Annotated in this window: 22 protein-coding genes; 6 read left to right on the top strand and 16 right to left on the bottom strand. The window is 74.8% G+C overall.

Annotation, left to right across the window (positions count from 1 at the left end):
• From BLS67_RS01600 to BLS67_RS01590, 3 genes are read right to left on the bottom strand one after another with little or no spacing between them, the layout of a single operon-like run.
• Complete coding sequence (locus tag BLS67_RS01600) at window positions 1-1,368, bottom strand: glycosyltransferase family 2 protein (RefSeq protein ID WP_091238408.1); 1,368 nt, start codon at window positions 1,366-1,368, stop codon at window positions 1-3.
• The gene (locus BLS67_RS01595; RefSeq protein WP_207500167.1) at window positions 1,365-2,486 is read right to left on the bottom strand and encodes a DegT/DnrJ/EryC1/StrS family aminotransferase; all 1,122 of its coding nucleotides are present in this window, start codon (window positions 2,484-2,486) and stop codon (window positions 1,365-1,367) included. Before BLS67_RS01595 ends, BLS67_RS01600 begins: the two co-directional genes overlap by 4 nt.
• Entirely contained in the window at window positions 2,483-2,998 is a 516-nt protein-coding gene (locus tag BLS67_RS01590) for a sugar 3,4-ketoisomerase (protein WP_091238405.1), read from the bottom strand. The genes BLS67_RS01595 and BLS67_RS01590 overlap by 4 nt, the downstream gene beginning before the upstream one ends.
• Window positions 2,999-3,056: 58 nt before the next feature.
• Here BLS67_RS01590 and BLS67_RS01585 point away from each other — a divergent pair, with 58 nt between their 5' ends.
• Complete coding sequence (locus BLS67_RS01585; RefSeq protein ID WP_165617432.1) at window positions 3,057-3,488, top strand: VOC family protein; 432 nt, start codon at window positions 3,057-3,059, stop codon at window positions 3,486-3,488.
• A 15-nt stretch (window positions 3,489-3,503) separates the two neighbouring features.
• Here BLS67_RS01585 and BLS67_RS01580 read toward each other — a convergent pair whose 3' ends face one another.
• The 5 genes from BLS67_RS01580 to BLS67_RS01560 form a co-directional block, all read right to left on the bottom strand.
• Window positions 3,504-4,088 carry a GNAT family N-acetyltransferase gene (locus BLS67_RS01580; protein WP_091238398.1) on the bottom strand — a complete coding sequence of 195 codons (585 nt, stop codon included), beginning with the start codon at window positions 4,086-4,088 and terminating at the stop codon, window positions 3,504-3,506.
• Complete coding sequence (locus tag BLS67_RS01575; protein WP_091238394.1) at window positions 4,078-4,320, bottom strand: acyl carrier protein; 243 nt, start codon at window positions 4,318-4,320, stop codon at window positions 4,078-4,080. The genes BLS67_RS01580 and BLS67_RS01575 overlap by 11 nt, the downstream gene beginning before the upstream one ends.
• Window positions 4,317-6,029 (bottom strand): HAD-IIIC family phosphatase, encoded by a 1,713-nt coding sequence (locus BLS67_RS01570; protein WP_091238390.1) that lies wholly within the window; start codon window positions 6,027-6,029, stop codon window positions 4,317-4,319. The genes BLS67_RS01575 and BLS67_RS01570 overlap by 4 nt, the downstream gene beginning before the upstream one ends.
• The gene (locus BLS67_RS01565) at window positions 6,010-6,729 is read right to left on the bottom strand and encodes a class I SAM-dependent methyltransferase (protein ID WP_207500165.1); all 720 of its coding nucleotides are present in this window, start codon (window positions 6,727-6,729) and stop codon (window positions 6,010-6,012) included. The genes BLS67_RS01570 and BLS67_RS01565 overlap by 20 nt, the downstream gene beginning before the upstream one ends.
• Window positions 6,730-6,835: 106 nt before the next feature.
• Window positions 6,836-8,230, bottom strand: coding sequence for a class II fumarate hydratase (locus BLS67_RS01560; protein WP_091238387.1), 1,395 nt, complete (start codon window positions 8,228-8,230; stop codon window positions 6,836-6,838).
• 184 nt (window positions 8,231-8,414) lie between these two features.
• Here BLS67_RS01560 and BLS67_RS01555 point away from each other — a divergent pair, with 184 nt between their 5' ends.
• Complete coding sequence (locus BLS67_RS01555; protein ID WP_091238383.1) at window positions 8,415-9,005, top strand: hypothetical protein; 591 nt, start codon at window positions 8,415-8,417, stop codon at window positions 9,003-9,005.
• Window positions 9,006-9,111: 106 nt separating this feature from the next.
• Window positions 9,112-9,822, top strand: a complete 711-nt coding sequence (locus tag BLS67_RS01550; RefSeq protein ID WP_091238379.1) for a hypothetical protein — start codon at window positions 9,112-9,114, stop codon at window positions 9,820-9,822.
• A gap of 57 nt (window positions 9,823-9,879) precedes the next feature.
• Here BLS67_RS01550 and glpX read toward each other — a convergent pair whose 3' ends face one another.
• A complete protein-coding gene (glpX, locus tag BLS67_RS01545) occupies window positions 9,880-10,935 on the bottom strand; it encodes a class II fructose-bisphosphatase (RefSeq protein ID WP_278247098.1) in 1,056 nt (351 codons plus the stop codon).
• An 83-nt stretch (window positions 10,936-11,018) separates the two neighbouring features.
• On the opposite strand from glpX, the gene BLS67_RS01540 reads away from it, so the two are divergent.
• Window positions 11,019-11,636 (top strand): DUF4245 domain-containing protein, encoded by a 618-nt coding sequence (locus BLS67_RS01540; RefSeq protein ID WP_091238376.1) that lies wholly within the window; start codon window positions 11,019-11,021, stop codon window positions 11,634-11,636.
• Here the strand turns inward: BLS67_RS01540 and BLS67_RS01535 are convergent.
• Together BLS67_RS01535 and xseA are read right to left on the bottom strand one after the other, a co-directional pair.
• A complete protein-coding gene (locus tag BLS67_RS01535; RefSeq protein WP_091238374.1) occupies window positions 11,621-11,857 on the bottom strand; it encodes an exodeoxyribonuclease VII small subunit in 237 nt (78 codons plus the stop codon). The genes BLS67_RS01540 and BLS67_RS01535 overlap by 16 nt on opposite strands.
• A complete protein-coding gene (xseA, locus tag BLS67_RS01530) occupies window positions 11,854-13,074 on the bottom strand; it encodes an exodeoxyribonuclease VII large subunit (RefSeq protein ID WP_091239196.1) in 1,221 nt (406 codons plus the stop codon). Before xseA ends, BLS67_RS01535 begins: the two co-directional genes overlap by 4 nt.
• An 83-nt stretch (window positions 13,075-13,157) precedes the next feature.
• On the opposite strand from xseA, the gene BLS67_RS01525 reads away from it, so the two are divergent.
• A complete protein-coding gene (locus BLS67_RS01525; RefSeq protein WP_165617431.1) occupies window positions 13,158-15,224 on the top strand; it encodes a transglycosylase domain-containing protein in 2,067 nt (688 codons plus the stop codon).
• Between the two features lie 24 nt (window positions 15,225-15,248).
• On the opposite strand, the gene BLS67_RS01520 is transcribed toward BLS67_RS01525, so the two are convergent.
• Complete coding sequence (locus BLS67_RS01520; RefSeq protein WP_091238367.1) at window positions 15,249-16,067, bottom strand: lipid droplet-associated protein; 819 nt, start codon at window positions 16,065-16,067, stop codon at window positions 15,249-15,251.
• A 66-nt stretch (window positions 16,068-16,133) separates the two neighbouring features.
• Here BLS67_RS01520 and BLS67_RS01515 point away from each other — a divergent pair, with 66 nt between their 5' ends.
• Complete coding sequence (locus BLS67_RS01515) at window positions 16,134-17,111, top strand: 4-hydroxy-3-methylbut-2-enyl diphosphate reductase (RefSeq protein WP_091238363.1); 978 nt, start codon at window positions 16,134-16,136, stop codon at window positions 17,109-17,111.
• A 65-nt stretch (window positions 17,112-17,176) separates the two neighbouring features.
• On the opposite strand, the gene BLS67_RS01510 is transcribed toward BLS67_RS01515, so the two are convergent.
• The 4 genes from BLS67_RS01510 to BLS67_RS01495 form a co-directional block, all read right to left on the bottom strand.
• Entirely contained in the window at window positions 17,177-17,716 is a 540-nt protein-coding gene (locus tag BLS67_RS01510) for a DUF6542 domain-containing protein (protein ID WP_091238360.1), read from the bottom strand.
• Between the two features lie 170 nt (window positions 17,717-17,886).
• On the bottom strand, window positions 17,887-18,948 hold the full coding sequence (locus BLS67_RS01505) for a DNA recombination protein RmuC (RefSeq protein ID WP_091238356.1): 1,062 nt from the start codon (window positions 18,946-18,948) through the stop codon (window positions 17,887-17,889).
• Window positions 18,949-18,979: 31 nt separating this feature from the next.
• Window positions 18,980-19,486 (bottom strand): methylated-DNA--[protein]-cysteine S-methyltransferase, encoded by a 507-nt coding sequence (locus BLS67_RS01500; RefSeq protein WP_091238353.1) that lies wholly within the window; start codon window positions 19,484-19,486, stop codon window positions 18,980-18,982.
• Window positions 19,483-20,976, bottom strand: a complete 1,494-nt coding sequence (locus tag BLS67_RS01495; protein WP_278247096.1) for an AlkA N-terminal domain-containing protein — start codon at window positions 20,974-20,976, stop codon at window positions 19,483-19,485. Before BLS67_RS01495 ends, BLS67_RS01500 begins: the two co-directional genes overlap by 4 nt.
• Window positions 20,977-21,013 lie beyond the last annotated feature (37 nt).

Here is a 21,013-nt window from a genome sequence, read left to right as displayed (position 1 = left end):
CTACTGCCTCCGGCCCGTCACCGCGATGGACGGGTCCCCGACGGTGCAGCGCGTCCGGTCGGCCGGCTCGGGCAGTCGCCAGCGCACGGCGGAGTCGCGGCACCACGTCGCGGACGCGGCCGCCACGGCGAGCCACGGTCCGGCGACCAGCCGGGCGGGCTCGTCGGTTACGACCAGCTGCACGTCCAGGCCCGGGACGTCCTCGACGGCCGTCGCGAGAGCGGCCGTGACCGCGTCCGCGTCCGCGGCCGTCGCGGCCACGAGGAACCGTCCGGCGACCCCGCGGTCGCGGATGTCGTGGAAGGCCCGCAGCGTTGCGGCGAGCTCGTCGTGGGACGGCGAGGGTGCGGCCACGCCGACCGGGAACCGGCCGCAGGACGCCCGCAGGTCCTGGGCGACCACCGCACCCACGGCCGGACCGTGGGCGCGCTCGGCCAGCCCGGTCGCGGCGTCGACCGGCAGGCCGGCGGCGTGCTCGACGAGGGCGGCGGCGGCCAGGTGCACGGCTTCCAGCACCGGGGCGGCGTCGGGACCCTCCGCGAGCTCGGCCAGCCGCGCCGCGGCCACCTGGAGCACGCGGGCCCGGGCGCGCTGCCGCAGGGCGGGGTCGGCGAGGAAGCCCCGTCGGGACGCCCAGTCGGTGATCAGCGGCCAGTCCAGCACGCCGCGGGCCATGAAGGCCCCGTTCTGCGAGTTCTGGGTCGGGTGCACGCGGAACTTGCTGAGCACGCGCGGGGTGTAGAAGGCGCCGCCGCGCTCGAGCAGCTTGAGGTGCTCGGCCAGGTCGCCCAGGATCTGCAGGAGGGCGCCGTCCGCGCGGAGCAGGTCGTCGGGGTCGACGTCGGCCCGTCGGACGAGCACCGAGGTGAGCTCCCCGACGAGGTTGCTGCAGGAGACCAGCATGCGGTCACCGAGCTCGCGGCCCTCGAGCACGCCGGGTCGGTCGGCGAGGGCCGGGAACTCGTGCCCGGGCACGGGACGTCCGTCCGTGTCGACGAGGCACCGGCGGGAGAACGCCAGGTGCAGACCGGGCTCGGACTCGATGCCCCGGACCAGGGTGCGGACGCACTCCGGGACCAGCAGGTCGTCGTGGAGCAGGAACTTCACGTACTCCCCGCGAGCCTGCGCCAGCAGCGCGGCCGGGTTGCCCCACGGGCCCTTGTTCTGCTCGTGCCGGATGACCCGGATCCGCGGGTCGGCCGCCGCCAGCTCCGCGAGGATCTCCGGCGTGCGGTCGGTGGAGGCGTCGTCCCCGACGAGGATCTCCAGCTCGCGGTGGGTCTGCGTGGTGGCCGACCGCAGGGTGTGCCGCAGGAAGCGTTCCCCGTTGTAGGTGGGGATGAGCACGCTCACCAGGGGTTCGGTCACGGTCGGAAGCTCCTCACGGCGTCGATGACGGTGTCCCGGTCGGTCGCCGACAGGTGCGGCCCCATCGGCAGGCTCAGCACCTGCGCGGCCAGCGCGTCGGCGACCGGGAGGTGCTGCCGGGCCAGCGGGGTGCCGGCGAAGGCGGGCTGCCGGTGGCAGGGCACGGGGTAGTGGACGAGGGTCTGGACGCCCCGCGCGGCCAGGTGCTGCTGCAGGGCGTCCCGGTGCGGCGTCCGGACGACGTAGAGGTGCCACGCCGGTTCGGTGCCGACCGGGACGACGGGCAGCTCCAGGTCGCAGTCGGCCAGCCCGTCGGCGTAGGCCGCCGCCACCGCGACGCGGCGGGCCTGGTGCACCGCGAGGTGCCGCAGCTTGACCTCGAGCAGCGCCGCCTGCAGCTCGTCCAGCCGGCTGTTGTAGCCGACCTCGTCGTGCACGTACTTCACCCGGCTGCCGTAGTTGCGCAGCGACCGGACGCGGGCAGCCACGTCGGTGTCGGACGTGGTCACGGCACCGCCGTCGCCCAGGGCGCCCAGGTTCTTGCCCGGGTAGAAGCTCCAGGCCGTGGCGTGGCCGTCGGCACCGACGGGGACGCCACGGGTGCGGGCACCGTGCGCCTGGGCCGCGTCGTCCACCAGCACCAAGCCGTGCCGGTCGGCGATGTCGAGCAGGGGGGCCAGGTCCACGGGGTGGCCGTACATGTGCACCGGGAGGAGTGCCCGGGTGCGGGGGCCCACGGCGGCGGCGACGGCCGCCGGGTCCCAGGTCCCGGTGGCCGACTCGACGTCGACCGCCACCGGGACCGCCCCGAGGTGCAGGACGGCGAGCCACGTGGCGACGAAGGTGTGCGAGGGGACGACGACCTCGGCACCCGGCCCCACACCCAGGGCGCGCAGGGCCAGGACGAGGGCGTCGAGCCCGCTCCCCACCCCGACGGCCTCCCGGGCGCCCACCTGCGCAGCCCACGACGCCTCGAAGGCGGTCAGCCGGGGACCCAGCAGGACCCGGTCGCTGCCGATGACCGCAGCGGCTGCCGCGGTCAGCTCCTCGTGCATCTCCCGGTGCAGGGCCTGCAGGTCCAGGAAGGCGACCTGGTGGTGGCCCGTCGCCGTGCTCACAGCCCGGCGGCGTCCGGCACCTCGCCCGCCGCCTCCGCGGCGCGGCGGGCGGTCACGAACGCGGGGTAGTCGCGGTAGTAGTCGTCCTCGGCGTAGGGCTGGGACGCCAGCACGAGGCAGACGCTGCCGGAGGAGAAGTTGCCCAGCTCGCGCCAGACAAGCCGGGGGAGCAGCAGGCCGTAGTAGGACCGGTTGAGGTGGAAGCGGGTGCTGGTGGTGCCGTCGTCGACGAGCACGTCGAAGCTGCCCGCCGCGGCCACGATGAGCTGCTGGAGCCCGTGGTGGGCGTGGCCCCCCCGGGACTCGCCACCCGGGACGTCGTACAGGTAGTAGACCCGCGCGATGTCGAAGGGCACCTGGTCGCCGGACTCGACGAACGTCAGGTTGCCGCGGGGGTCGGCGATGCGGGGCAGGTCGATCAGCCGGCACCCGGAGCCGGGGCCCTGGACCCGCGTGTCCCAGTCGCCGACGCGGCGGCCGGGCGCGGGCGAACGCTGGTCGATGACGGTCATGCTGTGGTTATCGGCAGCGCGGCCGGCGGACAGGTCGGCACGGGGAGGGGCGGTCGGGATGCAGGGAGCGACGACGGACGGCGGGGCGGCGCCGATCGCCGGCCTGGAGTTCCACCACGTCGGGTTGGCGTGCCGGGACCTCGCCGCGGAGACGGCGGCGCACGCGCTGCTGGGGTTCCGACCCGAGGGCGAGGTCTTCGAGGACCCGCACCAGCGGGTCCGGGGGTCCTTCCAGGTGCTGGGGTCGTTCCGGGTGGAGCTGCTGGCCCCGCTCGACGAGGAGTCGCCGGTGCAGGACTGGCTGCGTCGCGGCATCCGCATGTACCACGTCTGCTACGAGACCGACGACCTCGCCGGCGCCCTCGACGCCCTGGGCCGGGGAGGGCACCGGGCGGTGTCCCGGCCCGCCCCGGCGGTGGCCTTCGGCGGACGTCCGGTGGCCTTCGTCATGCTGCGCACCCGCAGCCTGGTGGAGCTCCTGCAGCGCTGAGGACGACCCGCCGGCTCAGGACCGCGTGCGGCCCACCAGGCGGGCGGCCCGCTGGCTGGAGGCCAGCAGCGGCGGACCGATCCTCGCCCAGTCCTCGGCGGTGACCCGCATCTCCACGGCGTCGTGGGTCTCGCCGGCGATGGTCGCGTGGGCGGGCAGCACCCGCGTGCGCGTCGCGCCGTAGCGCTCGTGCAGGGCGACGACGGACTCGTTGGCGGCGAGGGTCCGGGTGACCAGGGCGCCGAGGCCCAGCACGCCGAAACCGGCCTCGTGCACCAGCCAGACGGTCTCCGCGCCGGCCAGGGACCGGGGCTGCAGCACCCACCGCCCCCACTCGGCTTCGCCGTCGGCGATGTCGTACAGGCCGACGAACCCCTCGACGGCGCCGTCGGACAGCCGGTGGACGGCCCAGTACAGGTCGCCGGGACGCCGGGAGTAGGCATCCAGCCAGCGTTCCTGGTCCGCGACGTCCGGGCTGGTCTCGTGGATGAAGCCCGAGCGCCGGGGATCACGACGGAGCGCGACGATGGCCGCCGCGTCGCCGGGGACCACGGGCCGCAGCCCGAACGCCGGACCGGCCACGTGGACGTCATGCAGCACGGAGGCGGTCCACCCTCGTCGCGATCGCGGTGGTGCCGTCGAGCTCGGTGAGGGACTCCTCGGGGAAGAGGACCCCGAAGGTCTCCTCGAGCGCGTAGATGATCTCCACGTGCGCCAGGCTGTCCCACGCCGGCGTCGCCGAGCGCAGGACGGGGCCGGTCACGGGGGCCGGCAGGGCGAGGACCAGCCCCAGCACCTCGTTGACACGGGCCTCGGTGTCGGTGTCGGTCACGTCCTGTCCTCCCAGTGAAGGGTCACCGGGGAGTCGGCGACCACGGTCCTGCACTCCTGCGGGCCCCAGTCCACCAGCACGTCGGCGGCGTCCACCACCGGGTCCGCGGTGCGGCGGCGCAGCCAGGCGCGGGCCGGCTCGTTGCGCGGACCCGGCCGGTAGCGCAGGCGCACCCCGGGCGTCGAGGCCAGGTCCAGGAGCCGTTCGACCGCCGCGGCCAGCAGCACGTCCTCGACGCCCCGGCCGAGGGCGCGGCAGCTGATGAAGGCCTCCTCGACCAGCAGCCCGCCGTCGTCGTCCCGCCGCCCGGCGACCACGGCGACCAGCCCGCTGTCGGACAACCGGTCGCGCAGCCGCGCCGTGACGACCCCGGCGTCCGCGGCCGCCATCCACCGGGCGAACGCGGCGGCCGGGGTGCGCCCGAGGGAGACGTTGAACTGGTTGGTGCGGGCCGCGAGATCGGCCACCCGGTCGAGGTCCTCCCGTGCGTCGAGGGCCAGGTCGATCCGCACGTCCAGCGACGCGAGGTAGCTCGCGGGGTCGGTCGTGGCGGCCGCGGCCCGGGTGGTGGCCGCGGCGAGGTCGGTGGCGCGCAGCCGGTCCTCGGTCGTCCGGACGTGGCCGTGCAACCCCGGGAAGAGGCCGAGCGCGGTGGCGGTGGCCCGGGGGTCGCCGGCCTGCACGAGACCGGCGACGGTGGTGCCCGCGGCGACCTCGGCGAGCTCCCCGGGGTTGTCGTCGACGAACACGACGGCGTCGGGGGCGATCCGCAGATCGGCGGCGACGGCGGCGACGCCCTGGCTCTTGGCCCCCCACCCGACGGCCCGTGCGCTGAAGTCCGACCAGCGCAGCGGGAAGTCCGGGCGCAGCCGGAACAGCTCCTCGACGTCCGCGGGTTCGTTCCGGGACACGACGGCCAGCAGGACGCCGTCGTCGGCCAGCCCTCGGAGGACCCGCTGGAGGTCCGCGTGCCCGTCGGTGAGGGTGACTCCCCGGGGCCCGTCCTCCCCGAGGACGCCGTCGTACAGCGTCATGTCCAGGTCGACCGCGACGGCCTTGACCCGGACCCCGGTCGCGACCGGGAGCCATCGCAGACCCAGCCGCTGGGCGACGAGCACGGTGGCGGCCGAGCTCAGCGCCGTGCCCCCGACGGCCTGCAGACGGGTGTCGGTGAACGCGTCTCCCAGCCGCGCCGCGACCGCGCCGAGGTCGGCCACGGCGACGTCGGGCAGGACGGTGCCGAAGCCGCTCAGCCGGTCGCGCAGGAGGCGGGCCCGGTCGTCGTCCCCCGGGCGGTCGACCACGAGGACCGGCGCCGTCGTCCGGGTCCGCAGCGCGGTGATCCGACCGATCAGCCAGTCCGCCACCTCGTCGGCTGCCAGGTGGTCGTACCGGGTGTGGTCCAGCCAGACGACCTCGACGTCGGGGCCGGGGTCCACGGCGTCCAGGGCGGCGAGGGAGTCGTCGTAGTCCGAGAGCTCGAACACCGCGGACAGCCCGGCGTAGGCCAGGAACGGCCCGGCCAGCGACGTCACGTACTCGACCGGGGTGTTCCGGTGCACCCGGACGCGGATCTCCCGCGTGGGCCACGACGGCGCCAGGCGCAGCAGGTCCAGCCGGCGCGGGTGCTCGGCGAGGACCCGCGACTGCCACTCCAGCCGGTCCAGCGAGTGCCGGACGGCCAGGGCCTCAGCCCCGGGCGACGACATAGATCTCGGCGGCCACGTCCGGGTACTGCTCGCCGAGCACCATGAAGGCGTCGAGCATCTCCTGGGTCCAGTGCTCGGAGGTCTGCGCGTTGGACACCGGCTTGAGCCAGTAGCCACCGGACTCCTCGACCACGAGACCCGCTGCGGTGACGTCGGCGAGCAGGCCCGCGGGGTCGTACACCCGGCGGTGGCCGTGGTGCAGGTCGGTCTCGTTGAGCTGGTCCTCGGTGCGGAGCAGCCCCATGAGGACGGCGGCCTGCCGGTGGATGCTGTGCGCGTTGGGCACCGCCGCCAGCACGACGCCTCCGGGCGCCATCCAGCTGCGCACCCGGCGGAGCAGGTCGACGGGGTCGACGACGTGCTCGAGCACGTGGCCCAGCACGATGGTGTCGAACAGCCGCCCGGGCTCGTACTCCTCGAACAGCGCCGGGACGACCGTCGCCGCCGGGAGCCGCTGGGCCAGCTCGCGGCAGAAGGCCGTCGACCCGTCGACCAGCGTGAGGTCGGCGAAGCGGGCGGCCAGGGCGTCGCTCATCAGCCCCTCGGCCGGCCCCAGCTCCAGGCAGCTGCTGCCGCGCCAGTGCCGGGCCAGGATCCCGGCGAGGTGACGCACGCTGGTCGGCATGGGGCCCTGGGCGTACCAGCTGTCCTGGGCGATGCGGTCCAGACGCTGCTGCTCGGTCGTGGGGGGTGCCGTCACGCCGGGCATGCTCCCAGCGCGGTCGGTGCCCGGCACGGAGCCGCCGGGCGACGCGCTGGGGCCGTGCACGTCCTGCCCCAGCCGTCGCAGCAGGCGCGCGAGCCGGTCAGGGGTGGGTCATCGACAGCACGTCGAGGGCGGCGTCCAGCTGCTCCTCGGTGAGCTTGCCGGCCTCGACGTATCCGCGCTCGACCACGACCTGCCGGATGGTCTTCTGCTCCTTGAGCGAGGTCTTGGCGACGATCGCCGCCTCCTCGTAGCCGATGTACTTGTTCAGCGGCGTGACGATCGAGGGCGAGCTCTCGGCGAACGTGCGGCACTGCTCGACGTTCGCGGTGATGCCGTCGACGCAGCGGTCGGCCAGCAGCCGGGAGACGTTGGCCAGCAGCCGGATCGACTCGAGCACGTTGCGGGCCATCAGCGGCAGCGTCACGTTCAGCTCGAAGGAGCCGGTGGTGCCGGCGAAGGTGACGGCGGCGTCGTTGCCGATGACCTGGGCGGCGACCTGGATCGCGGCCTCGGGCAGCACCGGGTTCACCTTGCCGGGCATGATCGAGGAGCCCGGCTGCAGGTCGGGCAGGGCGATCTCGCCGAGACCGGTGCGCGGCCCCGAGCCCATCCAGCGCAGGTCGTTGCAGATCTTCACCAGCCCGACCGCGATGGTCTTGAGCTGCCCGGAGGCCTCGACCAGGCCGTCGCGCGAGCTCTGCGCCTCGAAGTGGTCGCGCGCCTCGGTCAGCGGCAGCTCCATCTCGGCGGCCAGCGTCGAGATGATCTGCGCGGCGAAGCCGGGCGGGGTGTTGATGCCGGTGCCGACGGCCGTGCCGCCCAGCGGCAGCTCGCCGATGCGGGGGAGCGAGGCCTGCAGCCGCTCGACGCCGTAGCGGATCGCCGCGGCGTACCCGCCGAACTCCTGCCCGAGGGTGACCGGGGTGGCGTCCATCAGGTGGGTGCGGCCGCTCTTGACCACGGTCGCGAACTCGGTCGCCTTGCGCTCCAGCGACGCGGCCAGGTGCTCCAGGGCCGGCACCAGGACGACGACGACGGCGCGCGTGGTCGCGATGTGGATGGCCGAGGGGAACACGTCGTTCGAGGACTGCGAGGCGTTGACGTGGTCGTTGGGGTGCACGGCCAGACCCGAGGCCTCGGACGCGAGGGTGGCGATGACCTCGTTGGTGTTCATGTTGGACGAGGTGCCCGACCCGGTCTGGAACACGTCGATCGGGAAGTGGTCGTCCCAGTCGCCGCGCGCGACCTCCTGGGCCGCTGCCCGGACGGCCTGGGCGATGTCCGCCGGCAGCACGCCCAGCTCGGCGTTCACGGTCGCGGCGGCACCCTTGATGGCGGCCAGCGCCCCGATCAGCTCCCGCTCGATCGGGGTCCCGCTGATCGGGAAGTTCTCGACGGCCCGCTGGGTCTGCGCGCGCCACTTGGCGTGCGCCGGCACCCGGACCTCGCCCATGGAGTCGTGCTCGATGCGGAAGTCCTGCTCGGTGGCCACGCTGCTCTCCCGGGGTCTCGATCGGTGTCGGCTTGAGCCGTCCCGCAGACCCTAGACACCGTCCGGGCAGCGGTGCGACGAGGTCGGGCCGAGGGCACCCGCGGGACGACGCCGCAGGCCCTGGTGGCCCGGCCCGCTGACCCCTAGGGTGCGCATCGACGCCGCTCGAGCCCAGGAGCCTGCCGTGTCCCAGCCGCCCTACCCGCCGCCGGACGGGTCGCAGTGGAACCAGCCCGCGGGTCCCCAGGGCCCCCCGCAGGGCCAGTACGGACCGCCGCCGGGTCAGTACGGACCGCCGCAGGGCCAGTACGGACCCCCACCCGGCCAGCACGGTGCGCCGCCGTCGGGCAGCTCGGGCAACGGCAAGGTCATCGCGATCGTCGCCGGGGTCGTCGTCCTGGTCGCCGCGGTCGTCCTCGTGCTGGTCTTCACGGTCTTCGCCGGCGGCGACGAGGACAGCCGGGCCGCCGGCCCGCAGGCCGCGGCCTCGGCCCTGGCGTCCCAGCTCAGCAGCGCCGCGGCGTCCGGCGCCGGTGGAACGGCGCGCGCGCCGGGCCCGCTGGTCGACGCGACGGTCGAGCCGGACGGCCTGGGGGACGACGCCACCCTCGACGGCCTGGCGCAGGACTGCTTCGACGGGGACATGCAGTCCTGCGACGACCTCTTCCTGCAGTCGGACTACGACAGCGCCTACGAGACCTACGGCGACACCTGCGCAGGACGCCAGCCGGCGGACACCGGCCAGTACTGCACCGTCACCTTCCCCGACGCCTGAGCGCTCTCGGCCCCGGGAGGTCACCGGTGGATCACGACGAGTAGCCCTGCGTCGAGGGGGTCCTTAAGATCCGCTCGCCAGGGTCCGGAACCGAGGAGTCCACCGCATGTCGCAGCCCCCTTATCCCCCCAACGACGGTCAGCAGCCGTGGGGTGGTGACCAGTCGGGTCAGTACGGGCAGGGCCAGTACGGCCAGCAGCCCGGTTACGGCCAGCAGCCGCAGTACGGGCAGCAGGGCCAGGGACAGCCGCAGTACGGGCAGGAGCAGTACGGCCAGCAGTCCGGGTGGGGCCAGCAGCCGCAGTACGGGCAGCAGCCCTACGGCCAGCAGCCGCAGTACGGCCAGCAGCCCTACGGCCAGCCGCCCAAGGGCAACAAGAACACCGTCATCGCGCTGTCGATCGGCGCCGTCGTCGTCATCGCCGCCGTCGTGGCGGGCCTGCTGATCTTCGTGAACTCGGGTGACGACGACAACACGACGGCCCCGGCCACCGCGACCTCCGTCACGACGAGCTCGTCGTCCAGCTCCTCCAGCTCGAGCTCGTCCTCGAGCTCGTCGTCGAGCAGCTCCGACGACTCGGGCGACTACTCGGACTACGAGATCATCGACGGCACCCCGACCTCGCCCGACGGCCTGGGGAGCGACTCCGAGCTCAACCAGTACGCGCAGCAGTGCTACGACGGCTCGTTCCAGGGCTGCTACGACCTGTACATCAACTCCGACTACGACTCGCCCTACGAGTCCTACGCGAACACCTGCGCCGGCCGCCTGCCGCTGACCGAGAACTCCTTCGTCACCGACTGCATCAAGTACTGATCCCGGCACGACGACGGCCGGGCCCCCGCGGGGGCCCGGCCGTCGTCGTGTGCGGGGTCAGTAGGGCGGTTCGCCGCCCGAGAGCTGGTTGAGCTTCTCCAGCGAGTGCAGGCTCTCGATGGCCCGGATGGTGCCCGAGCGGGAGCGCATCACCAGGGACTGCGTGGTGCAGCCACCGGCCCGGTACTGCACCCCGCGCAGCAGCTCGCCGTCGGTGATGCCGGTGGCCACGAAGAACACGTCGCCGCGGACCAGGTCGTCGATGTCGAGCACCCGGTCGAGGTCGTGGCCGGCATCGATGGCCTTCTGCCGCTCGTCGTCGTCCTTGGGCATGAGGCGGCCCTGCAGGGCGCCACCCATGCACTTGAGCGCGCAGGCGGTGATGATGCCCTCGGGGGTGCCGCCGATGCCCAGCAGCAGGTCGACGCCGGTGCCCTCGCGGGCCGCGGCGATGGCGCCGGCGACGTCGCCGTCGGAGATGAACTTGATCCGGGCGCCGGCGTCGCGGACCTCCTGGGCCAGCTTCTCGTGCCGGGGGCGGTCGAGGATGACGACGGTGACGTCGGCCGGCCACGCCTTCTTCGCCTTCGCGACCCGACGGATGTTCTCCTTCACCGGGAGGCGGATGTCGACGACGTCGGCCGCGATCGGGCCGGTGGCGATCTTGTCCATGTAGAACACCGCGGACGGGTCGTACATGGCGCCGCGGTCGGCCACCGCGAGCACCGAGACGGCGTTGGGCATGCCCTTGGCCATCAGGGTGGTGCCGTCGACGGGGTCCACGGCGACGTCGCACTCGGCGCCGGTGCCGTCGCCGACCTCCTCGCCGTTGAACAGCATGGGCGCCTCGTCCTTCTCGCCCTCGCCGATCACGACCGTGCCGCGCATGCTCACCGTCTGGATCAGCGCCCGCATGGCGTCGACCGCTGCGCCGTCACCGCCGTTCTTGTCACCGCGGCCCACCCAGCGACCCGCGGCCATGGCACCGGCCTCGGTGACCCGGACCAGCTCCATCGCCAGGTTGCGGTCGGGGCGGATGCCCGTGGGCGGGGTCTGCTCGTGGAAGGCGGAGTGGTAGGTCGGGGCCGGACCGTCCGGTACGGGCAGGGACAACGAGGACCTCCTCGGGAGGCCGCCGCGCCGGTGGAGCACCGCCGGGCGACGGGATGGGGGAGCGCTGCTGCGATCCTAGGTGCATGGCCGACACCGCACCGCAGGGTCACGAGGCTCCCGAGGGCGCCCAGGCGGCCGTGGTCCGCACCTCCGCCGACGAGCGCGCGGCCAAGTTCACCGCCGCCAACATGGTGCGGTCGCTCCTCCCGCTGACGGTGATCGTGCTCGTCCTGGTGGGGTTCGTGGCGCTGCGGCAGAACTCCGCGGACCCGGTGCGCCCCGTCGAGATCTCCTCGGGCATCCAGCTGGCCGCGGCCCGGGCGGGCTACCCGCTGCTCGTGCCGCAGGACCTGCCCGACGACTGGCGGCCCACCAGCATCCGCACCGACGCCGGCAACGCCACCGAGGCCGGCGACCCCGTCACGCTGGCCATCGGCTGGGTGACCCCCGACGAGGAGTACGCGGGCTACGTCGTCGGCGACGACCCGCGGGCCGACGACCTGGACACCGTGCTCAGCGGTGCCACCGAGCAGGGCGCCGTGCAGATCGGCGACCGCTCCTGGACGCAGCTCACCACCGCCCGGGACGAGACGGCCTACCGCCTCGAGGACGGCGACGTCACCGCCGTGGTCACCGGTTCGGCGTCCGACGACGAGCTGCGCACCCTCGCCGCCGCGGTCGCCCCCTACTCCGCAGGCTGAGGCCCGGCCTTCGCCAACCGCTCGCGGGCGGCGTCCAGCCAGTGCTGGCACGTGCCGGCCAGCACCTCGCCGCGCTCCCACAGCGCCAGGGACTCCTCGAGGGTCAGCCCCCCGCCCTCGAGCTTGCGGACGACGTCGGCGAGCTCCTCGCGGGCCTGCTCGTAGGACTGCGTCGGGGGGTTCGCGGGGAGATTCCCAGCGGCGGGCTCGGGCGTGCTCATGGCTGCCCATCCTGCCGGTCGACCCGCACGGGGATGCGACCGCCGGCCACCCGCACGGTGAGCGGCTGGTCGTCGGCCACGTCGGCCGGGTCGCGCACCAGCTCGCCGTCGGCGGTCTGCACCAGGGCGTAGCCGCGGTCCAGGGTTGCCTGGGGCGAGAGGGCCGCCACCCTCGCCCGGGCGTGCTCGAGGTCCCGCGCGGCCAGGTCCACGCGGTGGGTCAGGGTGCGGGTGGCGCGGAGCCGGAGTGCGGCGACGTCGTCGTCCCGACCGGCGAGCAGCCGCTGGGGGTCGGCCAGCACCGGGCGACTGCGCACCTGGTCCAGCCAGCGCACCTGCTGGTCCAGCCGGCCGGTGACCAGGGCCAGCGCGCGGCTGCGCAGGCCGTCGACCAGTCGGCGCTGCTCGCCGATCTCGGGCACCACCCGGTGCGCGGCGTCGGTGGGGGTGGCCGCGCGGACGTCGGCCACGTGGTCGACCAGGGTGGTGTCGGTCTCGTGCCCGACGGCGGTGACCACCGGCGTGCGGCAGGCCGCGATGGCCCGCACCAGGCCCTCGTCGGAGAACGGCAGCAGGTCCTCGACCGACCCGCCACCGCGGGCCACGACGATCACGCCCACCTCGGGGTCGCGGTCCAGCCGCTGCAGCGCCTCGATGACCTCGCCGGCGGCCGACGGGCCCTGGACGACGCAGTGCTGCACCGCGAAGCGGACGGCCGGCCAGCGGCGGCGGGCCGTGACCAGGACATCCCGCTCGGCGGCGCTGTCCTTGCCGGTCACCAGCCCGACGACGGCCGGGGCGAAGGGCAGCGGCCGCTTGCGGACGGCGTCGAAGAGGCCCTCGGCGGCGAGCAGCCCGCGGATGCGCTCGATCCTGGCCAGCAGCTCGCCCAGCCCCACGGCCCGGATCTCGGTGGCCCGCAGCGAGAACGACCCGCGGGCGATGTAGTAGTCGGGGCGGGCGCGCACCAGCACCCGGGCGCCCTCGGTCAGGGCCAGCCCGGGCCGGTCGGCGACGTCGCGGGGGCAGGTGACCGGGATCGACAGGTCGGCGGCGGTGTCGCGCAGGGTGAGGAACACCGTGGCCGCGCCCCGTCGGGACAGCTGCGCGACCTGGCCCTCGACCCACACCTCACCCAACCGGCCGATGTACTCGGCGACCTTGCGGGCCACCGTGCGCACGGGCCACGGCTGCTCGGCGGAGGAGGGTGCGGTCACGGGTCGAGCCTGCCAGGTGCGGGGCCCGCGGGCTGCCAGCCCGCTGCCAGCCGGTGGACAGGGGGTGGGTGCAGCCTGCACCGGTGCGCGTGCGGACATGGACCGGGCTGGTCGGGGCGGTCGTCACCGCCGGGGTGCTCGTGGGCGCCGGTGCGCTGCCCTGGGTGGCGGCCCTGGACGCCGCGTGGCGGGTCGTCCAGGACCACCAGGGGCCCCTGTCGACCACGACGGTCGCGGAGGTGACGGAGCAGCCGTTGTCCGGGGTCACCCGGGTGCTGGCCGCCGACGGGTCGCTGATCACCGACTTCTACGACCGCGACCGGGTCCCGGTGACCGCCGACCAGATCGCCCCCGTCATGGGCACGGCCCTGGTCGACGTCGAGGATGCCCGCTTCTACTCGCACGGCGGGGTGGACCCGATCGGCACGCTGCGCGCGCTGGTGGCCGACGTCTCGTCCGGGGGCGCCGCGCAGGGCGGGTCGACGCTGACCCAGCAGCTGGTCAAGCAGACGCTGCTGCAGGACGCGACCACCACCGCCGGGCAGGAGGCCGCCACGGCCGACACCGTCGCCCGCAAGATCACCGAGGCGCGGCTCGCGCTGGCGGTCGACGCCCAGCTGACCAAGTCGCAGATCCTCACCCGGTACCTGAACACCGTCTACTTCGGGCACGGTGCCTACGGCGTGCAGGCCGCGGCGCAGACCTACTTCTCGGTGGACGCGTCGGGGCTGAGCACCCTGCAGGCGGCCACGCTGGCCGGGCTGGTGCAGAACCCGTCGGCCGACGACCCCATCGACCACCCCGACGCCGCGCAGGCCCGTCGCGACGTCGTGCTGCAGCGGATGCACGGCCAGGGCGACCTGTCCGACGCCGACCTGGCCGCCGACACCGCCGCGCCGGTGACCACCGCGCCGGGTCCGGACCTGCCGCAGGGCTGCGCGCAGGCCGTGGTCGGCGGCTTCTTCTGCGACTACGCCCGGCAGTACCTCACCGGCACGCTGGGGCTCACCGACCAGCAGCTCGACCAGGGCGGGCTGACCATCCGCACCACCCTCGACCCGACCGTGCAGCGCTCGGGCGACGCGGCCGTGGTGAAGACCGTGGCGGCCGACAGCCCGCTGGCCGCGGTCTACGACGTCGTGCAGCCGGGCACCGGCCACGTGCTGGGGATGAGCGTGAACCGCACGTTCGGCTGCAACGGCGACGACTGCACCTCGGTCGACCTGCCGACCGCGGCCGCCCGCGGCTCGGGGTCGACGTACAAGCTGTTCACCGCGGCCTACGCCCTGCAGCACGGGTACACCGCGTCGTTCACCCAGACCACGTCGAGCCCGTACACCTCGACGGTCTACAAGGAGAACGGCGGCACCCGGGGGGCGCCGTACGTGGTGGAGAACGCCAGCACCCACTACCCCGAGACCCTGGACCTGGCCGACGCGCTGGTGATGTCGTCGAACACCTTCTTCGTGGGGCTCGAGGACCACCTGGGCAGCGTCGAGGGGCCGGTGCGCGAGGCGCAGCAGCTGGGCCTGGCCTCGCTCACCGACGACCAGGCGCAGCAGATGGTCGACGGCGAGCAGGGGTCGTTCACCCTCGGCCCGATCGGGACCAGCCCGCTGGACCTGACCGACTCCTACGCCACGGTGTTCTCCGGCGGGACGCAGTGCGACCCCACCCCGGTCACCGCCGTGACCGGCCCGGACGGCGCACCGGTGACCGGCCCGGACGGCGCGGTGCTGGACACCGGCGACCACTGCACGGCCGACGCGCTGCCCGCGCCGGTGGCGAACACGCTCGCCCAGGTGATGCGCGGCGACGTGCAGTCCGACATCGGCACCGCCGGCCGGGCCCGCATCCCCGGGTACGACGTCGCCGGCAAGACCGGCACCGCCCAGCACAACTACTCGATCGCCTTCGTCGGCTCGACCCCGCAGTACACCGCCGGGGTCATGGTGTTCAACCCGGACGAGGACGTGGACGTCGGCGGCTACGGCGGGGACAAGGGTGCCCGCATCTGGCACGACGCGATGGCACCGGTGCTGGAGCAGACGCCGTCGACGTCCTTCCCGCCCGCCGACCGCAGCGTGCTGGGCGTGCCCGACGGGGGGGACTGCCCGTTCACCGAGGGCGACCTCACCCTCGTGTGCTGAGGCGGCTCAGTGTGCTGAGGCGGCTCAGCCCTGCTCGCGCTGCAGCTTCTCCTGCCGGTTGCGCAGCAGGGTCAGGAAGGGCGGACGGGCCTCGTGGGCCTGCTCGTAGGCCAGCAGCTCCTCGACCGTGACCGGCTGGTAGCCGCGGAGCCGGCCGCGCAGCTGCGCGATGGTGAACCCGTCGTACCCGGTGACCGGCGCCTCGGCGGCCGCCTCGTGCACCGCCTCGATCGCCTTCTCCGAGGCGGCGATCATCGCGTCGTCCTCGGCGGCGTCGTCGCTCATGTTCACGGCCAGCTCGTCGACGGTGGAGGTGATCTCGTCGGCGGCGGGGTCGTCGGGGAGGGCGGCGACGTCGGCGTCGGACAGCTCGACGCCACCCAGCTCGGCCGTCAGCCCGGTCGCGACGAGCTCCTCGGCGGCCAGCGTCTCGTCGGTCAGGTCGTCGTCGCCCACCGCAGCGGCCTCGTCGACCACGACCAGGGGGGTCTCCGGCTCGGGCTCGCTGTCGAAGGAGTCCTCGACGTCCACCGGCACCCGGTCGAAGGCCGAGGTGCGCGACCCGAGACCGCCACCCGGTGTGGCGGGGGCGACGTCGTCCACGTCGTCGTCGAAGGTGGCCAGCCCGGGCTCGGCGTCGCCGCGGAGGCCGGTGAGCACCTCGTCGCCGCGGGCCACCAGCCCGGAGTACTCCTGCTGCAGCCGCAGCGTGGTCTGCATGGCCAGGCCGATGGCCCGCACCGGCAGGGCGGGCAGCGTCGCGGGCAGCTTGCGCGCCTCGTCGAGCAGGGTGGCGGCCAGTCCGGCCACGGCGCGGACGGGTTCGGGGATCTCACGGGCCATGCCCCCAGCGTGCCCCAGCGGCGGCGGACCCGCGCTCCCGGGCACCGGCGCGGTTACCGTGGAGCCATGCCTGAAGCTCGCGGACGTGTCCTGCTCGCCGATCCCCGCGGCTACTGCGCCGGGGTGGACCGGGCGGTGATCGCCGTGGAGAAGGCGTTGGAGATCCACGGGGCGCCGGTCTACGTCCGCAAGCAGATCGTGCACAACAAGCACGTGGTGGCCACCCTGGAGCGCCGCGGCGCGGTCTTCGTCGAGGAGACCGACGAGGTGCCCGAGGGTGCGGTCGTCGTCTTCAGCGCGCACGGGGTGTCCCCGGCGGTGCACGAGCAGGCGGCGGCCCGCTCGCTGCGCACCATCGACGCCACCTGCCCGCTGGTGACCAAGGTGCACAAGGAGGCCCAGCGATTCGCCAAGGAGGACTTCGACATCCTGCTGATCGGCCACCGCGGGCACGAGGAGGTCGAGGGCACGATGGGCGAGGCCCCCGAGCGCACCCAGCTGGTGGACGGCGCCGACGACATCGCCAACGTCCAGGTGCGCGACCCCGAGAAGGTCGTGTGGCTGTCCCAGACCACGCTGTCGGTCGACGAGACCCTCGAGACCGTCGACCGGCTCAAGGGCCGGTTCCCCGGCCTGCAGGCCCCGCCCAGCGACGACATCTGCTACGCCACGCAGAACCGGCAGCAGGCCGTCAAGCAGATGGCCGGCGAGTGCGACCTGGTGCTCGTGGTCGGCTCGACCAACTCGTCGAACTCGGTGCGGCTGGTCGAGGTGGCGCTGGAGGCCGGGGCCCGGGCCTCGTACCTGGTCGACTACGCCTCCGAGGTCGACGAGGCGTGGCTCGAGGGCGTCTCCACCGTCGGGGTCACCAGCGGCGCCTCGGTGCCCGAGGTGCTCGTCGCCGAGCTGCTGGACTGGCTCGGCGAGCGCGGCTACCCCGACGTCGAGACGGTGAAGGCCGCCGAGGAGCGGCTGGTCTTCGCGCTCCCGCACGAGCTCAAGCAGCGCAAGCAGGCACTCGCGGTCGACACCGCCGCCGACTGAGCCCCGCACGCAGCAGGCGCCCTCCCGGATGACCGGGAGGGCGCCTGCTGCGTGTGCGGCTGGGGTCAGCGGCGGGCGACCAGCCGGACCACGGTGATGACCAGGGCCGCCGCGACGGCGATGGCCATCGCCGGGAAGCCGCGGATCAGCAGCGTGGCGATCGTGGGCAGCGAGAAGGTCGCCGACGGCGCCAGCACGATGTTGACGACGGCGACGCCCACGAAGACCAGGGGCGGGGCGACGACGAGGGTGCCGAGGTCGCGGCGCCGCACCAGCAGCGTGGCGACGACCACCGAACCGACCAGGGCGATCGTGGTGAGGGTGCCCAGGCCCACGCCGAGCAGGGAGTCGGCGCCGGCCCCGGCGAGGGTGACCAGGAAGGCCCCGAGGACGCCGAGGGCACCGCGGATGCCGCGCTGCGGCGGCGCGGTGCGGCGTGCCGTGCGGGGGCGGTCGCCCGCAGCCGGCCGCGGGGGGCGGGGACTGCGGGGGTCGGGGCGGGCGGGGGACCACTCGTCGTGGCCCGCCCGGCTGCGCGGCGGTTGCGACCGGGGCAGCGGGATGCCGCCACCCAGCTCGTCCCGCTGGCTGCGCTCGGCGCGCACAGCACCCTCCCGCCTGGACTCGACAGCACTGATCGGTGCGATCTTGCACCCCCTCGCTCCCGGCAGCACCCATGCATGGCCGCCGATCGGTCACGCCACGGTAACGGCCGGACCTGTCCAGGGGCTGGACGTCGGCCGTGACCGGTGTCGGGGTGTCGGCGCGGCCCTGGTCAGCCGAAGCGGAGGTCGTCGTCGGGCCGGCTGTCGGTGACCGGGCGCAGCTCGCGCACCTGGGCCTCGAGGGCGGGGGGCTGCGGGACCGGGACCGCGGCGACGCCGAGGTCGTCGAACCGGCGGGCGGTGGTCAGGACCGACCGCTCGTAGCTGCCCACGGTGTCGTTGTACCGGCCGACGGCCGAGCCCAGGGCCGAGCCGAGCCGGGTGAGGTGGCCCGACAGGGTGCCCAGCCGGGTGTGCAGCTGCCGGCCGACCTCGAGCACCGAGGCGGCGTCCCGGGCCAGGCGCTCGGTGCGCCACGAGTAGGCGACGGTGCGCAGCAGGGCCAGGAGGGTGCTGGGCGTGGCGATCACGACGTCGCGCCCGAAGGCGTGCTCGAGCAGGCCCGGTTCGGCCTCGAGCGCGGTGGTCAGGAAACCGTCGGAGGGCACGAAGAGCACCGTGAACGGTGCGGCCGAGTCGAACGCCGTCGGGTAGCGGCGGGCGGCCAGCGCCTCGACGTGCGTGCGCAGCTGGCGGGCGTGGTCGGCGACCCGCTGGACCCGGACCGCCTCGTCGGTGGCCTGCACCGCCTCGATCCAGCCGGCGAAGGGCACCTTGGCGTCGACCACGACCTGCTTGCCGTCGGCGAGGGTGACCACCAGGTCGGGACGCACCCCGGCGCCGACGTCGTTGACCGCCGCGGGCTGCTGGACGAAGTCGCAGTGCTCCAGCAACCCGGCGACCTCGACCACCCGACGCAGCTGCACCTCGCCCCACCGGCCGCGGACGTGCGGCGTGCGCAGCGCGGTGACCAGGGCGGCGGTCTCCTGCCGCAGCTGCGCCGAGGTCTGCCCGACGGTGCCCACCTGCTCGCGCAGCTCGCCGTGGGCGGTGGCCCGGTCGCGCTCGATGCCGGCCAGCAGCCGGTGCAGGTGGTCCAGCGACTCGTGCACGGGCTCCAGCCCGTCGGGTCGCGGTGCGCGCGCACGGAGGAGGGCGACGGCCCCCAGCGTCACCGCCGTGGCCAGCAGTGCACCGATCAGCAGGCCCAGCAGCAGGGCAGCGGCGTCCATGCCCGGCAGGCTGCCCCAGGGGTACGACAGTTCAGGCGGCGTGGGCGGCCTCGTGGTCGAGCAGCCAGCGCTTGACCGGCGTCCCCCAGCGGAAGCCGCCCAGGCCGCCACCGGTGGCCAGCACCCGGTGGCACGGCACGAAGAGCGCGGCGGCGTTGCGCGCGCAGGCGCCCGCCGCCGCGCGGACCGCGGCGGGGCGGCCGCACCGGGCGGCGAACCCGGCGTAGCTGTCCGGGTGGCCGGCCGGCACCGTGCGCAGCACCTGCCACGCCTCCTGCAGGAACGGGCCCGAGCGCTGCGACACCACGACGCCGTCGATGGCCGCGACGTCCCCGGCGTGGAAGGCGTCGACGACGTCCAGCACGGGCAGCCGGTCGGCGGCCACGACCGCGGCGGGGCGCAGCGAGCGGTGCACGACCGGGACCAGGTCGTCGACCTCCGCGGTCCAGCCGCTGGCCAGGACGGCGTCGGTCGCCTCGTCGACCAGGACGGTGAAGGGGCCGATGGGGGTGGCGGTGGTGGCGTGCAGCGCGGTCACGACGGGACCTCCGGTGTCGGGTGGCGGGTGAAGAGGGTCGGGGCGGACATCGCCCACAGGTGCAGGACGGCGTACGAGCGCCAGGGGCGCCAGCGGGTGGCGGCCTCGGCGTCGGAGCTGCCGAGCGCGGTGAGCGACCGGCGCAGCGCGAGGTCCCCGGGGAGCCAGACGTCGGGGTCGCCCAGCCCGCGCAGCGCGACCAGGGCGACCGTCCAGGGGCCGATCCCGGGGACGGCGAGCAGCGCGCGACCGGCCTCGACCCGGTCGGCCCCGGGACCGAGGTCGACGTCCCCGTCGGCCAGGCCGGCGGCGAGGGCGTGCACGGTGCGGCGGCGGTTCCCCGTGAGCCCCACCGCGGCGAGGTCGGCGTCGACGAGCGCCTCGGGCCGGGGGAAGGCGTGGGTCAGCGTGCCCACCGGCTCGGGCAGCGGGGTGCCCGCGGCGGCCAGCACCCGGGCGGTGAAGGTGCGGGCGCCGGCGAGCGAGACGTGCTGGCCGAGCACGGCCCGGACGGCGGCCTCGGCGGCGTCGGGGTGGGTGGGCACCCGACGCCCGGGGGCCGCGCGGACGAGCCCGGCCAGTGCGGGGTCGGTGGCCAGGACCTCGTCGACGGCCAGCGGATCGGCGTCCAGGTCCAGCAGGTGCCGGCAGCGGGCGACGGCGACCCCCAGGTCGCGCAGCTCGGCCAGCCGCAGCCGTGCGGTCACCGAGGTGCCGTCCGCCGCGGGGGACAGGCGCACGACGCCGGGCCCGTGCGGCAGGTCCAGCACCCGGGAGAAGGTCTCGCCGTCCCACTCCTCGAGCCCGGCGACGGCGTGCCCGCCCAGGAACAGCAGCACCTCCGGGGCGCAGAACGGGGCCCGGGCGGCCAGCCGGAGGGTCAGCCACCCCGAGGGCCCGGCGGCCGGGCGGCGGGAACCGCGCAGGGCGCTCGGCGTGGTGGCGAACACCTCGCGCACCGTGTCGTTGAACTGCCGGATGCTGGCGAACCCGGCGGCGAAGGCGATGTCGCCGACCGGCAGGTCGGTGGTCTCCAGCAGCACCCGGGCGGTCTGCGCCCGCTGCGCGCGGGCCAGGGCCAGCGGTCCGACGCCGAGCTCCCCGACGACGAGGCGGTGCAGCTGGCGCTCGCTGTAGCCCAGGGCGGCGGCCAACCCCGCCACGCCGCTCCGCTCGACCTCGCCGTCGGCGATCAACCGCATCGCACGGGCGACCACGTCGGCGCGGACGTCCCACTCGGGCGACCCCGGGACGGCATCGGGGCGGCACCGCCGGCAGGCCCGGAAGCCGGCCGACTGCGCGCCGGCCGCGGTGGGGTGGAACTCGACGTTGCCCGCCAGCGGGGTGCGGGCCGGGCACGACGGGCGGCAGTAGATGCCGGTGGTGCGGACGGCGGTGAAGAACCAGCCGTCGAACCGCGCGTCCCGGCTGGCCACCGCGCGGTAGCAGCGCTCGGCGTCCAGCCCGCGTCCCTCCAGCAGCTCGGTCACGGCACCGAGCATGCCAGCGGTGCCCGAGCAGCTCTGG

Origin of the sequence: Klenkia soli (genome assembly GCF_900103975.1) — a bacterium.
GTDB classification, from domain to species: domain Bacteria; phylum Actinomycetota; class Actinomycetes; order Mycobacteriales; family Geodermatophilaceae; genus Klenkia; species Klenkia soli.
Note: the sequence above shows the minus strand (reverse complement) of the source record. Positions and strands in the feature narration are given on the sequence as shown.